Source organism: Bacteroides sp. AR29 (genome assembly GCF_900217715.1).
Classification (GTDB): Bacteria; Bacteroidota; Bacteroidia; order Bacteroidales; family Bacteroidaceae; genus Bacteroides; species Bacteroides uniformis.
In genome coordinates this window covers 200,173-216,134 of sequence record NZ_OBMS01000004.1, presented here as the reverse complement: position 1 = coordinate 216,134, position 15,962 = coordinate 200,173, and the positions used below count along the sequence as shown (strand labels likewise).

At 48.8% G+C, this 15,962-nt stretch carries 13 protein-coding genes; 3 read left to right on the top strand and 10 right to left on the bottom strand.

Features of this window, described 5'->3' with window-relative positions:
- Positions 1-43: 43 nt before the first annotated feature.
- The 5 genes from hisB to CSD97_RS03730 form a co-directional block, all read right to left on the bottom strand.
- Complete coding sequence (gene hisB, locus CSD97_RS03750; protein WP_008665405.1) at positions 44-1,192, bottom strand: bifunctional histidinol-phosphatase/imidazoleglycerol-phosphate dehydratase HisB; 1,149 nt, start codon at positions 1,190-1,192, stop codon at positions 44-46.
- A 193-nt stretch (positions 1,193-1,385) separates the two neighbouring features.
- The gene (hisC, locus tag CSD97_RS03745) at positions 1,386-2,426 is read right to left on the bottom strand and encodes a histidinol-phosphate transaminase (RefSeq protein ID WP_008665401.1); all 1,041 of its coding nucleotides are present in this window, start codon (positions 2,424-2,426) and stop codon (positions 1,386-1,388) included.
- A 66-nt stretch (positions 2,427-2,492) separates the two neighbouring features.
- Positions 2,493-3,791 carry a histidinol dehydrogenase gene (hisD, locus tag CSD97_RS03740; RefSeq protein WP_008665399.1) on the bottom strand — a complete coding sequence of 433 codons (1,299 nt, stop codon included), beginning with the start codon at positions 3,789-3,791 and terminating at the stop codon, positions 2,493-2,495.
- Between the two features lie 201 nt (positions 3,792-3,992).
- Positions 3,993-4,844, bottom strand: coding sequence for an ATP phosphoribosyltransferase (gene hisG, locus CSD97_RS03735; RefSeq protein WP_005832724.1), 852 nt, complete (start codon positions 4,842-4,844; stop codon positions 3,993-3,995).
- A 362-nt stretch (positions 4,845-5,206) separates the two neighbouring features.
- Complete coding sequence (locus CSD97_RS03730; protein ID WP_005832726.1) at positions 5,207-5,698, bottom strand: PaaI family thioesterase; 492 nt, start codon at positions 5,696-5,698, stop codon at positions 5,207-5,209.
- Positions 5,699-5,876: 178 nt separating this feature from the next.
- Here CSD97_RS03730 and CSD97_RS03725 point away from each other — a divergent pair, with 178 nt between their 5' ends.
- A complete protein-coding gene (locus CSD97_RS03725; protein ID WP_008665394.1) occupies positions 5,877-6,962 on the top strand; it encodes a DUF4421 domain-containing protein in 1,086 nt (361 codons plus the stop codon).
- Between the two features lie 27 nt (positions 6,963-6,989).
- On the opposite strand, the gene CSD97_RS03720 is transcribed toward CSD97_RS03725, so the two are convergent.
- From CSD97_RS03720 to CSD97_RS03705, 4 genes are all read right to left on the bottom strand, one after another.
- Entirely contained in the window at positions 6,990-7,652 is a 663-nt protein-coding gene (locus CSD97_RS03720) for a DUF2490 domain-containing protein (RefSeq protein WP_005831821.1), read from the bottom strand.
- Positions 7,653-7,882: 230 nt separating this feature from the next.
- Positions 7,883-8,542 (bottom strand): CatA-like O-acetyltransferase, encoded by a 660-nt coding sequence (locus CSD97_RS03715; RefSeq protein WP_016272851.1) that lies wholly within the window; start codon positions 8,540-8,542, stop codon positions 7,883-7,885.
- A gap of 62 nt (positions 8,543-8,604) precedes the next feature.
- A complete protein-coding gene (locus CSD97_RS03710) occupies positions 8,605-10,638 on the bottom strand; it encodes a cytochrome c biogenesis protein CcdA (RefSeq protein ID WP_098031983.1) in 2,034 nt (677 codons plus the stop codon).
- 17 nt (positions 10,639-10,655) lie between these two features.
- Positions 10,656-10,964: a Dabb family protein gene (locus CSD97_RS03705; RefSeq protein WP_008665385.1), complete on the bottom strand. Its 309-nt coding sequence runs from the start codon at positions 10,962-10,964 to the stop codon at positions 10,656-10,658.
- A 102-nt stretch (positions 10,965-11,066) separates the two neighbouring features.
- On the opposite strand from CSD97_RS03705, the gene udk reads away from it, so the two are divergent.
- Complete coding sequence (udk, locus tag CSD97_RS03700) at positions 11,067-11,678, top strand: uridine kinase (RefSeq protein ID WP_005831829.1); 612 nt, start codon at positions 11,067-11,069, stop codon at positions 11,676-11,678.
- Between the two features lie 55 nt (positions 11,679-11,733).
- Positions 11,734-13,155, top strand: a complete 1,422-nt coding sequence (locus CSD97_RS03695; RefSeq protein WP_173675096.1) for a transglycosylase SLT domain-containing protein — start codon at positions 11,734-11,736, stop codon at positions 13,153-13,155.
- A 40-nt stretch (positions 13,156-13,195) separates the two neighbouring features.
- On the opposite strand, the gene metH is transcribed toward CSD97_RS03695, so the two are convergent.
- Positions 13,196-15,961: a methionine synthase gene (gene metH / locus CSD97_RS03690; protein WP_009038110.1), complete on the bottom strand. Its 2,766-nt coding sequence runs from the start codon at positions 15,959-15,961 to the stop codon at positions 13,196-13,198.
- Between the last annotated feature and the right edge of the window lies 1 nt (position 15,962).

The window sequence follows — 15,962 nt, the reverse complement described above, 5'->3', positions numbered from 1 at the left end:
GCAAAAGGTATGCAGTAACTTTGCAGCAGTTGTCTGTACGATTCTACAACACTCCTTTCGAGCTTGGCAGTTCAAAGTGATAAATATCCCTTTTCACCGCCATCTTCAGCGCACGTGCCAGCGCCTTGAAGATGCCTTCTATCTTATGATGTTCGTTCTGCCCTTCGGCTTTTACATTAAGATTCATCCGGGCGGCATCACTCAAGGACTTGAAGAAGTGCAGGAACATTTCCGTAGGCATGTCGCCTATCTTCTCGCGCTTGAACCCGGCATCCCATACCAACCACGGGCGACCGCCGAAGTCGAGGCACACCTGGCAGAGACAATCGTCCATAGGAAGGGCATAGCCGTAGCGTTCGATGCCGCGCTTGCTTCCTAAGGCCTGATAAAGGCAGTCGCCCAGAGCAAGAGCGGTATCCTCGATGGTGTGGTGCTCGTCCACTTCGAGGTCGCCTTTCACACGGATGGTGAGGTCCATGCCGCCGTGCTTGCCTATCTGCTCCAGCATGTGGTCGAAGAAGCCCAGTCCGGTCGCGATGTCACAATGCCCGTTACCATCCAGATTCAAGGATACGTATATATCTGTCTCCTTGGTAGTACGACGTACTTCCGCCGTACGCTCACCGGCAAAGAGGAATTCGGCAACCTTATCCCAATCCCTGGTGGCGAGGGCGCAGTAATCTTCAAGTCCGTCACAAGCGGCACCGCCACCTTCGGAAACGGGTTTCAATGATGCCGTGTCATCTTGCAGAAGAATGGCACGGCAGCCCAGATTCTTTGCCAGTTCCACATCCGTAGGCCGGTCGCCAATGACGAAACTGTGGGACAAATCGTAGTCCGGGTTATCGAGGTATTTGGCAAGCATTCCGGTACGCGGCTTGCGGGTCGGTGCATTGTCGTCGGGCATGCTGCGGTCTATGCAGATGTCGTCGAAGGTGATGCCTTCGCCTTCCAATGTCTTCATCATCAGGTTGTGTGCCGGCCAGAAGGTCTCTTCCGGAAAGGAGGCGGTGCCGAGACCGTCCTGATTGGTCACCATTACAAAATCAAAATCCAGCTTGCTGCGGATGAAGCCAAGATTGCGCATCACTTTCGGATAGAACTCCAGCTTCTCCAGGGAGTCCAGCTGATAATCAATGGGCGGCTCAATGACTAAAGTCCCGTCACGGTCTATAAAAAGTAGTTTCTTCATTTTAAAGGATATTTTTTTTGAGGGAATAAAGGGAGTTATCGGGAGTTAGAAGGAGGTAGAAGGAGTTAGAGGAGTTAGAGGAGTTAGAGGCCAGTAGTTCTGCTTGCATAAGCATTACTTGTATAGAACAGCAGTATCGGCCTTTAACTCCCTTTTAATCCCTTTACCCCCCTTTTACTCCCTTTAACTCCTTCTACATATATTCCTTCAGCGCTTCAATCAATTTTTCATTCTCTCCTCTCGTTCCCACCGTCACCCGCAGGCAATTTCCGCAGAGTGACACGGAGTTACGGTTGCGGACAATGATACCCTTGCCTACCAGATAATTGTAAATCTTCACGGCATCCGTCACACGGGCCAGGAAGAAATTGGCATGGGAAGGGAACATCTTCACCGTACATGGCAGTGCGGCGAACTCGGCTTCCAGATTCTCCCGTTCTTCTTTCAAGGTCTTCACCCAACGTTCTATTTCATAATAGCGGTGAAGCATTTCCACTGCCTGCTTCTGTGTCAGCTGGTTCACGTTATAGGGATATTTTATCTTACTGAGGATGCCGATAATCTCCGGTGAGGCAAATGCCATGCCCAGACGGATGGCAGCACATCCCCATGCTTTGGAGAAGGTTTGCAGTACAATGAGATTCGGATACCGATTCAAATTTTCGAGGAAGGAAGGTGCTTCGGAGAAGTCATTGTATGCCTCATCCAGTATCACCAACCCATCAAACTGGCGAATCAGCGTTTCAATCTCGCTACGGAGCAGGTCATTGCCGGTAGGATTGTTGGGAGAGCAGATAAAAATCAGTTTGGTATGCTCATCCGCAGCAGCCAAAAGCTTGTCGGCAGAGAACTGGAAATCCTCATCGAGCAGCACTTTACGGTACTCCACATCATTAACGTCAGCACAGACTTGATACATGCCGTAGGTAGGGTCGATAGCCACTACATTGTCCACACGGGGTTCACAAAAAGCACGGAACACCAAATCGATAGCTTCGTCACTGCCATTCCCTAAGAAGATGGAATCGGGACTCACCTTTTTAATTTTAGACAATTCTGTCTTTAACTCCCGCTGCATGGGGTCGGGATAACGGTTGTGCGGCATGTTATAAGGATTCTCGTTTGCATCGAGAAAAACGGATGCCGCAGCACCATTATATTCATCACGTGCTGAAGAATAAGGCTTCAGACGCCAGATATTCGGACGGGTAAGTTCTTGTAATGTTTTCACCATGTTATTTATGATTTGACAATTTACGATTAAAATTACTTTAAGCCATCAGCTCTCAATTTTCAACTTTCAATTTCCATTTCCATTTTCCAACTGCCCCAGTCTCACACTCACAGCATTCTTATGCGCATCCAGCTGTTCATTGGCAGCCATCAGCTCGATGGCAGGGCCGATGATATTTAATCCTTCCGGCTTTATCTCCTGAAAAGTTATCTTGCGGATAAAGCTGTCGAGGCTGACACCGCTGTATGCTTTGGCATAGCCGTTTGTCGGCAGGGTATGGTTTGTGCCCGAAGCATAATCTCCCGCACTCTCCGGAGTAAGAGAACCCAGGAATACGGAACCGGCATTCACGATACGTTCTGCCACGGAAAGATAATCCTCGGTTTCTATGATAAGATGTTCGGGAGCATACGCGTTGGTCAATTCAATGGCTTCTGTCATGCTGTCCACTACAATCAGTTTGCTATTGGCAAGAGACTTTTCGGCAATCTCTTTACGTGGCAGTAAGGCCAGTTGGCGTTCCACTTCCACCTTTACAGCTTGTTGCAATTCTACAGAGGTCGTAATTAATATAGCCTGACTGTCCACTCCGTGTTCTGCCTGGCTCAACAAGTCGGCGGCGACAAAAATCGGATTAGCTGTTTCGTCAGCCAAAACTTCTACTTCCGAAGGTCCTGCCGGCATATCTATCGCCACATCACGCAAGCTCACAAGCTGTTTGGCAGCCGTGACATACTGATTTCCCGGACCGAATATCTTGTAAACCTTAGGCACACTTTCCGTTCCGTATGCCATAGCGGCAATGGCTTGTATGCCGCCAGCTTTGAAAATCCGGTTGACACCTGCCACTTTTGCGGCAAACAACACAGCGGGATGTACCTTTCCGTCACGTCCCGGAGGGGTGCAGAGAACAATCTCCTTGCATCCGGCAATCCTGGCGGGAACGGCCAGCATCAGTACCGTAGAAAACAGCGGAGCCGTTCCTCCGGGGATATACAATCCCACCTTTTCTATGGCAACCGCTTTCTGCCAGCAGGTCACCCCCGGCTGAGTCTGCACTTTCTTGCCCTCAAAGCGTTGTGCGGCGTGGAAAGTCTCGATGTTCTGCTTTGCCAGGCGAATAGCTGCTTTCAAGTCTTCACTCACCAGGTTTTCCGCTTCCTGCTGTTCCTCTTCCGACACTGCCAGCGAGGCCAACACCACTTTATCAAATTTTTCTTCATAATCCAGCACAGCACGGTCTCCCTCCTCCTTCACACGGTCAATAACACTCCGCACCGTATCAAACAGATTCTCCGTATTCATCACCGGACGTTTCAGAATCTCTTGCCACTGGGATTTATCGGGATTACTAATCAATATCATAATGACATGTTTTTAAAGATTTATGCATAAACCATGATATTATTGGAGGTGTATCAAAACTCTCTGAAGACTTTCTTTTAGGCGCTGATTACGCGGATTTCACGGATTTATTTTACCGAATCCGCGCTATTTCGCGTAATTCGCACCTAATGTCGTAACATAAAGAAAGCGTTTATATACTTTTGACACATCCTCGAGGCTTTAAATTATCATTTTCTCAATCGGCAGCACCAGAATGCCTTCTGCCCCCAGCGCTTTCAGCTTTCCGATAATCTCCCAGAAACACTTCTCGTCGAGTACGGTATGTACTGAGCACCAGCCTTCTTGTGCCAAAGGCATCACCGTGGGGCTCTTCATGCCCGGAAGTACAGAGACAATCTCATCCAGTTTCTCTTTCGGGGCATTCATCAGCACATACTTCTTATCTTCGGCTGTCTTCACGGCATCCATACGGAACAACAGCTCCCTCAATATCTCTTGCTTTTCCTCGCTCAGGTTCCTGTTACCAATCAGCAGGGCTTCGGACTTCATCACAACCTCCACTTCCTTCAAACGGTTGCTCACCAGCGTAGAACCGGAACTTACAATATCGAAAATGGCATCTGCCAGACCGATGCCCGGCGCCACTTCTACCGACCCCGTAATGACGTGTATCTCCGCATTCACCCCATTCTCTTTCAAAAAGCCGGAAAGGATACCCGGATAAGATGTCGCAATCTTCTTTCCGTGAAACCACTTCACCCCCGGATACTCAATATCCTTCGGCATGGCAAGAGACAGACGGCATTTGCTGAATCCCAGACGCTTGATTATCTCTGCATCCTCATTCTTCTCAACAAATTCATTCTCACCCACAATTCCTATATCAGCCACTCCGGTAGCCACAGACTGCGGAATGTCGTCATCCCTCAGAAACAACACTTCAAGAGGAAAGTTTGACGACTGCACCAACAACGAGCGCTTCATGGCACTCAACTTTATATCCGATTCTCCCAAAAACGACATGGTCTCGTCATACAGACGACCCTTAGCTTGTACTGCAATTCTTAACATAAGGTTATTTACTATTTTACGATTTACTATTTACTATTTTGAATGAGATGACAGAAAACAAAACGAGGCTTACCAATATTCGGCAAGCCTCGTCTGTTATGTCATCTGTTGTACATATACACTCATACGCCCACCGAGTTATTCGTTAGGATGATGATGGTGATGATGTGCAACGATATTCTTCATATTTTTTGGATTTTAATGCGACAAAAGTAAACTAAAAGTTTGAAACTCCAAAAGATTTATCACAAAAAGTTTATTTTTTCTTTCAAATTCATCTTAGTTCACCACAAATTACACAGATTTGCACAGATTATTTTTATTCCAATCTATGCAAATCTGTGTAATCTGTGGTGAAACAATTAAATCAACGGCAATATTTCCTCCTGCTCTACTTCGCAGCTATGGAAATGCATTTCCGCTTCCGCCTTCTCCTTCGGAAAGGTAAAGTAGGTGCAAGTGGCTTCTGTGCAAAGTTCGCCCATGCTATTATACAGGCGTGCTTCTATGATAGCAATATTCCGCTTCTGCTCGCGAAGCGAAGCCCGCAGCACCACATGCGTGTCGTTGGTCGATATGGATTTGCGGAAGCGGGTTTCCATTTTCGATGTCACCCCGCCGGTCTGCAGCTTGCGGAACACGACCCAGCCGCAGATTTCATCCAGCAATACGGACTGGATGCCTCCATGCAACGTATTCAGCCACCCTTGATACTCCGGACGCGGCTTCCAGATGCTCACCACCTCGTCACCGTCCTCATAAAACTCCATTCTCACACCGGCTTCATTGTCAGGAGAGCAACCGAAACAGTTGTAGCCCTCCATATCTTTCCACGGATTGATAATCTTCTTCATATCGTATTCTTCTTTATCTGGTTTTGATTCATAAAGTCTCTCAATAAGACGTTCAATATTAGTCATTCCGATTGAGAACTACAAATTATTGATGCCTTTTTCAGAGAAAAATTAGCGGGATACTGTTCAAAAACCGGTTATTTTATTTAGCTTTGTATAAATGAGAGAGAACAACAAGATGCAAAGAGGGGCCTTTTTCTGCTTATGGATATTATTTACATTCTCATTGTTTGCGCAAAACAAGGAGAACGGTTCTGTCGCATGCGACAGCATCGTATATAAAAACACCTTCGGAAAAGCATTGAAGAAATTCCTCAACTTCAGCGACTTCGACACTACCTATATCAGTCCCAACCGATACAATTACGCCCTGATGCTCGACCATTTCACCAATTACGAGTATTACTCCGTGGGCAATGACGACCAGCGGCTCCGTTTCTCGCCCAACCCTCACAACAAGATAGGCGCTTACTTCGGATGGCGTTGGATATTCCTGGGATGGGCTGTCGATACGGACTGGCTCTACGGAAAGAAAAGCAAGAAAAAGCGCGGTACGGAGTTTGATCTCAGTCTTTACAGTTCCAAACTGGGAGTCGACATTTTCTATCGCAGCACCGGAAACGACTATAAGATACACAAGGTATCCGGCTTTTCCGACGAGATTCCCTCCAATTATTCCGAAGATTTCAACGGATTGAAAGTAAAGATGAAGGGATTAAATCTGTATTACATTTTCAACAATCGACGTTTCTCCTATCCAGCCGCCTTCAGCCAGTCCACCAACCAGCGCTGCAATGCAGGTTCTTTCATTGCCGGATTCTCCGTATCCACCCACAATCTGAACTTCGACTATACCAAGCTGCCCGAAATCATTCAGGAAACCATGAACCCGGGTATGAAGGTGAAACATATCAAATACACGAACATCAGCCTCAACGCCGGCTATGCCTACAATTGGGTGTTTGCCCGCAACTGCCTCGCATGCCTGTCGTTCAATCCGGCTGTCGCCTACAAGACATCACGCATAGAGAAGACAGAAGAGCGGGAAGCGGACGACTGGTACAAGAATTTCAATATCGACTTCATTCTGCGTGCAGGTGTGGTATACAACAACAGCAAATACTTCGTGGGTACCTCATTCGTAGGACGGACATACGACTACTACAAAAACAGTTTCTCCCTGAACAACGGGTTCGGCACCCTCCAAATATATGCCGGATTCAACTTTTATCTGAAAAAGGAGTACCGGAAGAACAAAAAGTAAAAAAAGGCTTTCAGCCCTCATCTCCCCTCAAAAGCTATAAACACACTCCACCCCTACTATATCCTTCCGCTTATCCTTCTCCCATTGCCTGCAATAGAAGATGTCCGCCTCCCAGCGCTCGGACAAGGGCAACGTAATACCCCCACGATAGCGCATCCGCTTTACTCCGAAGTGCTCTGTCTTATTCAAACCATTATACATCTCGGCCGAAGCATACGGTTCCAGCTTGCACTTCGGAATGTCATAGGCAAACTTCGCACGCGAGCGCAAGCGGAACTCATCTCTATGCCCATCGAACGTATGCTGAAAGCGCTCACGCAAGGACAGTTTCACCCTTTGCACACGGGCAGACAGAGTGCCTTCCAAACGGTAGCGGTGCCGGAACTTCCAGCCATCTGCCCCCCGATTGCGGTAATGCGTCTCATACCCAGCTCCAAGCTTCAGGAAAGGCAACAGCTTATAGCTTCCCCCCACCTTCAGCCCCCACCGGTCTGTCTTTCCCAAATCATCCTTTGTACGCCACTCCAGCCCACCGGAAACAGTAAATGCCGGCTTCAACTTATATTCGAAACCGGCATTCGCCCAAGTGGCAAAATCCTTCTCCTGCGCCCGCAGGGAAAAAGACGAAACAACCCATAGAACTATCGGCAAAACAAGTACTTTCGTGCATGAAGATATATTACTTACCATACGCTTATTCTGTTAAAGTGTCAAAGGTAAGGATAAATTCTGTAACAATTCTGTAATACTACAAATCTTGTCTGCACATTTCCGATTTTTCAATGATACTTAAAAAACAGAAACCGAGATACAAAAAACAACTCAAAGTTGCCATATATGTATGGCATCATATATATATATATTTGTAGCATGAAAAAACACCCTTATAAGCGTTTCATAGATTATTTATTTGGGGTGATTCATTTATGTGAAATCTCTTTCAAATACTCCTCCACCTTTCCGAAGAAGGAGGTCAAATGAGAACCGTCGACAAAAGCATGGTTCACATAAATGGAAAGAGGAAATACCAGACGGCCTTCACGAGATACGGCCTTGCCGGCAGTCATCAACGGATAACTGCAACCGTTGCCTGCTTCGGCAAGTGTATAGGTTATCGAGGTGAAATACATTTTGGGAACCGCACTCAGATGGACCACATCGTAATCGCCTTGCTCGGCAAGAATCTTTTCGGCTCCATAAGGGTCACCGTCCTCGGGCATGTTTGTTATCAAGGCGTAGGCTTCGGCATAGAAACGTTCAAAGTCTTCGTAATAGGGAATGCGCACGGTATAGAATGTTTTCCCAGGAACGGCTATCGGAGAAATGATGTCCACCCGGTCGTGAAAAACAACCCGGCCTTCCTTGTCGGTACGGTAACGGAGTTCATCGACTTCATTGGCCGAACGCACCACAGCATACAGATAATAAAGGAAAAAGGAGCGCTTTGCAGCCCGGGCTGCAGCACTGGCTTCCGTGCAGTCAATCTCTGTGGTGACGGAATACCAGGAATTTACAAAACTGCGGAAAAAGCCGTAGTTATCCCGGCGTTCCCAAGCATCAATGTCTATAATGTGTTTCATACAAAAAGGGGATTTAGTGAAAAAAGGATGCCTTTTTACAAGCATCCTTTTTCCAATTCTATTTATTTCTCTTTCTTATAATTCTCCAGTCCGGTCTGCAGGAACTCGATATACTTAGGTATATCCTCGTCGTAGGAGTAGGACTTGTTGAGCGGCTTGCCTTCGTTGTCAATCAGCACGTAGAAGGGCTGCGCATTGGCGCCGAACTTGACACGCTGCAGATAGCTCCATTTGTCGCCTACGGTGCGCAGCGTGCGTTCCGTGCCGTTCTCCACAATCTTCACGGGAGAAGGAAGCGGGGTCTTGTTGTCGACGTAGAGCGTGATAAGCACATAGTCGTTGTTGATGATGTCGCTCACCTTCGGGTTGGTCCATACGGCAAGCTCCATCTTACGGCAGTTCACGCAGCCGTAGCCGGTGAAGTCGAGCATCACGGGCTTGCCATGCTGGCGGGCATACTCCATACCGAGGTCGTAATCGTCGAACCTGGCATGCACCTCATTATTGTAAAGGTTGAAATCCTGCGTCTGCATGGGCGGCGCAAAGGCACTGACCGCCTTCAACGGCGCTCCCCACAAACCGGGAACCATATACACCGCAAATGCCAGCGAGGCCAACGCCATGAAGAAACGGGGCACGCTGACCTTCGTATCGTCATCATCGTGCGGGAACTTGATTTTGCCCAGCAGGTAGAAGCCCAGCAGCACAAAAAGCACAATCCACAAGGCGAGGAACGTCTCACGGTCGAGGATGCGCCAGCCGTAAGCCAAATCGGCCACCGAAAGGAATTTTAGGGCAAAGGCCAGCTCCAGGAAGCCGAGCGTCACCTTAATGATGTTCATCCATCCACCGGACTTGGGCATGGACTTCAGCCAGGACGGGAACAGGGCAAACAGCGTGAAAGGCAATGCCAAAGCTATGGCAAAGCCCAGCATGCCGATGGCGGGAGCCACCACGCTGCCCGTCGTGGAAACCTGCACCAGCAGGAATCCGATAATGGGTCCCGTGCAGGAGAAAGATACCAGCGACAAGGTAAATGCCATCAGGAAGATGCTGAGCAAACCGCTTGTCGCCTCGGCCTTGCTGTCTACAGCCGTACTCCACTTGGAGGGCAACGTTATCTCGAACGCTCCGAAGAAGGAAGCCGCAAACACAACCAACATCAAGCAGAAAAGGATATTGAATACTGCATTCGTAGAGAGTGCGTTCAGTGCGCTGGCTCCGAAAATCAGCGTAATGGCCAGTCCGAGCGTCACATAAATCACTACGATGGAAGCACCATACGTCCATGCATCACGGATGCCTTTCTTCTTATCCTTGCTGCGTTTCAGGAAGAAGCTGACCGTCATCGGGATGATGGGCCATACACAGGGGGTGAAGAGCGCCAGCAGTCCACCGGCAAATCCCGTAATGAAAATATAAATCCAGGACATGTCTTCCTGCGAAGTGGTTTCGCCCAAAGAATTCAGTTCACTGATGACCGGCTTCCATAGGTCCACCTTGTCCGCCACCTTGATTTCCGTCGGCCCGTCCGCACCGCCGATGGCAGCCACGGGAGCCGTGCCGGAGACAGTCTCCTGCTTTGCGGGCTGTTCTTCGGCTTTCGTTTCAGCGGCAGCGGCGGCAGCTTCTTTGGCAGCCCCTTCTGCCTTGCCGGAGAACTTGAAAGGAACTTGTGTGGGCGGCAGGCAGTTTTCATCGTTGCAAGCGCCATATTCCAGATAGCCTTCTATCTGATAAGCGCCACCCGTCAACTTCAGCTTCTGCACAAATTGCGCCATATTCTCAAAATAGCGCACCTTCATTTCGAACAACTTATCGAAAGTAGAGATTTCCTTGCCTACGGGCTTCAGTTTGCCAACCACTTCCGCTCCGAATATTTTCTCCACATTGAAAGTCGCCGAGATAGGCCCTCCATCGCCCAAGTCGGTGGAATAGACATGCCAGCCCTTGTCAATAGCAGCCGTAAAAACGACCTCCGCTTCATCGGCAGCCAAAATCTTCAGTTCGGAATTGAACTTGACGGGGTCTTGTATCTGTGCCTGCACCGCCACAGCGAAGAGCAACAGAACGAAAGGGAACAGTAATTTCTTCATGTTCTCTGATTTAATTTTTAATTTTCAATTATCTCGTAGTCCACGCAGGCACGGCTCTCTTTCACAGCAGCGATAAGCTTGCCGGCAGCTACATGGTCGGGATGGGTAGCATAGTATTTCACGTCATCCAACGTATCGAACTCACTGTAAAGAGCGATACTCCAAGCCTCGGCAGGATTGATGTTCAATCCGACTTCAATCTTGCGGATAACGGATATTTTAGCCGGAAGCGCTTCGATAGCTGCCTTGAAACTGTTCATCGCAGCCAACTTTTCGTCAGCCGGTGCCTCATCTTTTAACTTAAATAATACAATGTGCTTTACCATAACTTTGCCATTTAAATGATTTATCACTATATTTGTCAGCCTAAGCGGCTGTTTTAACAACTGCAAAAATACTGGTTTTGTTTCAAATATACACTTAAACGGATGTTAATAATAGGAATTGCAGGCGGAACCGGCTCGGGAAAGACCACCGTCGTACGTAAAATTATCGAAAGCCTACCGGCTGGTGAAGTGGTATTATTGCCACAAGACTCTTACTACAAGGACAGCAGCCATGTGCCCGTGGAAGAACGGCAGAACATCAACTTCGACCATCCCGACGCTTTCGAGTGGAGCCTTCTTTCCAGGCATGTCGCCATGCTGCGCGAAGGAAGAAGCATAGAACAGCCCACCTACTCATACCTGACGTGTACCCGGCAGCCCGAAACCATCCATATCGAGCCCCGGGAAGTCATCATCATAGAAGGTATCCTTGCCTTGTGCGACAAGAAACTGCGAAGCATGATGGACCTCAAGATATTTGTAGACGCTGACCCCGACGAACGCCTAATTCGTGTAATCCAGCGTGACGTGGTGGAACGCGGACGCACGGCCGAAGCCGTCATGGAGCGCTATACACGCATACTAAAACCCATGCACCAGCAATTCATAGAGCCCTGCAAACGATACGCCGACCTCATTGTGCCGGAAGGCGGAAACAACCAGGTGGCCATTGATATATTGACCATGTACATCAAGAAGCACTTGGGGAGTTAATTTGTAATGGAGAATTGATAATGGAGGATTAAGAACGCACTAAACCCTATGAGATATGAACAGCCTGTTTTCTTTCGCCAGACATAAATCATCCATTATCAATTCTCCCGTCCCAATTATCTTGCTGTTGTTGTTGTGCTGCATCGCAGGATGCCGTGGAGGACATCCTGCCGAAAAAGAAGAAGCGGATGACCTGCAACAGATAAAGGACAGCGGAGAACTGGTTGTATTGACACTGTACAGCTCCACTTCCTACTTCATCTACCGTGGCCAGGACATGGGATTCCAGTATGAGCTAAGCGAACAGTTTGCCAAGAGCCTGGGAGTGAAGCTGAGAATAGAGGTAGCCCGGAATGTGCACGAACTCATAGAGAAGTTGCTGGCAGGCAAGGGAGACCTCATAGCCTACAACCTTCCCATCACCAAGGAATGGAAAGACAGCCTGCTTTATTGCGGCGAAGAGGTCATCACGCACCAAGTCATCGTGCAACGTAACGGCGGACGCACCAGACCACTGAAAGACGTGACGGAACTCATCGGGAAAGATGTATATGTGAAGCCCGGAAAATATTATGAACGGCTGGTCAATCTGGACGAAGAACTCGGAGGAGGTATCCACATCCATAAAGTGACCAACGACAGTATCAGTGCAGAAGACCTCATCACCCAGGTGGCACAAGGAAAAATCCCCTATACCGTAGCAGACAATGACGTGGCACAGCTTAATACCACCTATTACCCTAACCTGAATATCGGACTCTCCATCAGCTTTGACCAGCGTGCATCGTGGGCAGTCCGGAAAGACTGTCCGCAACTGGCAGCCGCCGCCAACAAATGGCATGAGGAGAATATGACTTCACCTGCCTATACGGCAAGTATGAAACGATATTTTGAAATCGGCAAGGCCATTCCCCACTCTCCTATCCTCTCCCTGCGCGAAGGAAAAATTTCCCATTACGATGATTTGTTCAAGAAATATGCTCCCGAAATAGACTGGGACTGGCGTCTGCTGGCGTCTCTGGCGTATACAGAATCCAACTTCGACTCCACTGCCGTATCTTGGGCGGGTGCCAGGGGGCTGATGCAACTGATGCCTGCCACAGCCAGGGCTATGGGGCTACCCGAAGGAAAGGAACAGAACCCTGAAGAGAGCATAAAGGCTGCCGTGAAATACATAGGCGCCACAGCCAAAAGTTTTTCCAAGATACCCCAGGAAGAACGCATCAACTTTGTGCTGGCATCTTATAATTCCGGTATCGGCCATGTGCTGGATGCCATGGCACTGGCCGAAAAATACGGCAAAAACAAATATGTCTGGCGTGATAATGTAGAAAACTTCATTCTGCTAAAAAGCAATGAGGAATACTTCACCGACCCCGTCTGCAAAAACGGCTATTTCCGTGGCATTGAAACTTATAACTTCGTAAGGGATATTACGTCACGCTTCGAGCAATACAAGAAGAAGATAAAAAAATAGGGATTAAGGATTAATCCCTAATCCTTATTTTCCTTCCTATTTAAAACAGATTCAGTTTGTTCTTTCTCGCTTCTTCCAGGGAAACGGTTGTCACTTGTTTCTCCCGGTTCTTTTCGCACAACTGCCGATACTTCTCATGCAGTTCTTCTTCCAGCTCCTCCTTTGTCTTAGGATTCATCAGCTTGGCTGCTACTGTAGCATTCTGTGAAGCGTCCTTCAGATGGATTACGGGAGCATGATAGACCGGAGCAATTTTCAGAGCTGTGTGAAGCGGTGAAGTCGTGGCACCACCTATCAGCAGAGGAACGTCCAGACCTGCCTTTTCCAGCTCAATGGCTACATGCACCATTTCATCCAGCGAAGGGGTTATCAAGCCACTCAATCCTATCATGTCTACCTTTTCCTCTATGGCATGCTGTACAATGGTTTCGGCAGGCACCATGACGCCAAGGTCTATTATTTCGTAGCCGTTGCAGGCCATTACTACCGAGACTATATTTTTGCCAATGTCGTGCACATCACCTTTCACCGTAGCCAGCAGCACCTTCCCGGCAGCAGTCGCACCTTCTTCTTTCTCCGACTCGATTACGGGCTGGAGGATGGCAACCGCTCTCTTCATAGTGCGCGCCGTCTTCACTACTTGCGGCAGGAACATCTTGCCTGCCCCAAACAAGTCGCCGACATGATTCATGCCTGCCATCAACGGACCTTCAATGATGGAAACAGCCTTGGGATACAGCTTCAGCGCTTCGGCAAGGTCTTCTTCCAGATAATCGCCGATACCCTTTGTCAAGGCGTACTTCAACCGCTCTTCCACAGAAGTCTCCTCTCTCCAGGCAAGTTGGGAATGGGCGGCAGCCTGCCGCTCTCCTCCGGAAGTTTTTGCCGCCTCTGCTTCCGCTTTCAAGCGTTCGGCAGTTTCTATCAGGCGCTCAGCAGCATCGGGACGACGGTTCAAGACCACATCCTCTATGCGCTCCAATATATCAGCGGGAATATCGGTGTAAAGAACGGAGGTAGCCGGATTGACGATACCCATATCCATGCCCTCGCGGATGGCATAGTAAAGGAATACGGCATGCATCGCCTCGCGAATGTAATTATTGCCGCGGAAAGAGAAGGAAAGGTTACTCACTCCTCCACTGACATGCGCACCGGGCAGATTCTTGCGTATCCATCCGGTGGCACGGATAAAGTCTACAGCATAATTGTTGTGCTCGTCCATACCGGTTGCCACGGCAAGTACATTCGGGTCGAAAATTATATCATGGGGATTGAAACCTATCTTGTCCACCAAAAGACGGTATGCCCGTTCGCAGACCTCAATCTTACGTTCGTACGTGTCTGCCTGCCCTTTTTCATCAAAAGCCATCACCACGGTCGCCGCACCATATTGCTTGATGGTACGCGCATGCTCCAGGAATTTATCTTCCCCCTCCTTCAAGGAGATGGAGTTGACGATGGACTTGCCTTGCAAGCATTTCAATCCGGCCACAATCACTTCCCACTTAGAGGAGTCTATCATGACGGGAACACGGGCAATCTCCGGTTCCGAAGCTATCAGATGGAGGAAAGTCGTCATCTCTGTCCGGGCATCCAGCAGTCCGTCATCCATATTGATGTCGATGACCTGCGCACCGTCTTCCACCTGCCGGCGAGCGATGCTGAGCGCCTCGTCGTATTTCTTTTCATTAATCAGACGCAGGAATTTGCGCGAACCTGCCACATTGCAGCGTTCACCCACATTCACGAAGTTGTTTTCCGGCTTCACTTCCAGAAGTTCAAGCCCGGAGAGCCAAAGATTTTCCGGTCTGGGAACCGGCTGATGGGGCGTTGCACCGGCAATCAGCGAGGAGTACTCGGCAATGTAGGCATCTGTCGTTCCGCAACAACCACCGATAATATTCACCAATCCCTCATGGATATACTCTTTTACTTCATGTGCCATATCGGCAGGAGTCTGGTCGTATGTGCCCAAACTGTTGGGCAGTCCGGCGTTGGGATAAGCACTGATATAATAAGGTGCACGGACAGCAAGCTGCTCCAGGAAAGGTTTCAGCTGGCGGGCGCCAAAGGAGCAGTTCAACCCAACTGAAAAAATATCGGCATGTTGCACGGAGGCGAGAAAAGCATCCAAAGTTTGTCCCGACAGAGTACGCCCTCCAATATCAGAAACAGTCACAGAGAGCATCAAGGGTACATGAACTCCTACAGTTTCCATCGCCTGCCCGGCGGCAAAAATAGCAGCCTTGGCATTCAGCGTATCAAAAATGGTTTCTATCAGCAAAGCATCCACACCACCTTCGAGCAATGCTTCCATCTGCTCACGGTAGGCATCGGCCAGTTCATCGTAGCTCAAGGCACGAAAGGCCGGATTGTTCACATCGGGACTCATGGAGCAGGTCTTGTTCGTCGGTCCTACGGAGCCTGCCACAAAACGGGGTTTGTCGGGAGTAAGAGAAGTAAACTCATCTGCCACTTTGCGTGCCAGGCGCACTGCGGCAAGATTCATCTCACGCACATAGTCCTGCACATGATAATCGGCCATACTGACGCGGGTGGAACTGAATGTATTTGTTTCGATAATATCTGCACCTGCCGCCAGATACTTGCGGTGAATGTCTTGTATCACATCGGGGCGTGTCAGACAAAGCAAGTCATTGTTACCTTTCATCTGTCCGGGAATCTGCGAGAAGCGTTCACCCCGAAAATCTCCCTCTGTCAAGTTGTATTGCTGTATCATGGTGCCCATTGCACCATCCAAAATAAGGATGCGCTCACGCACCAAACTACCAAGTTTACTCATA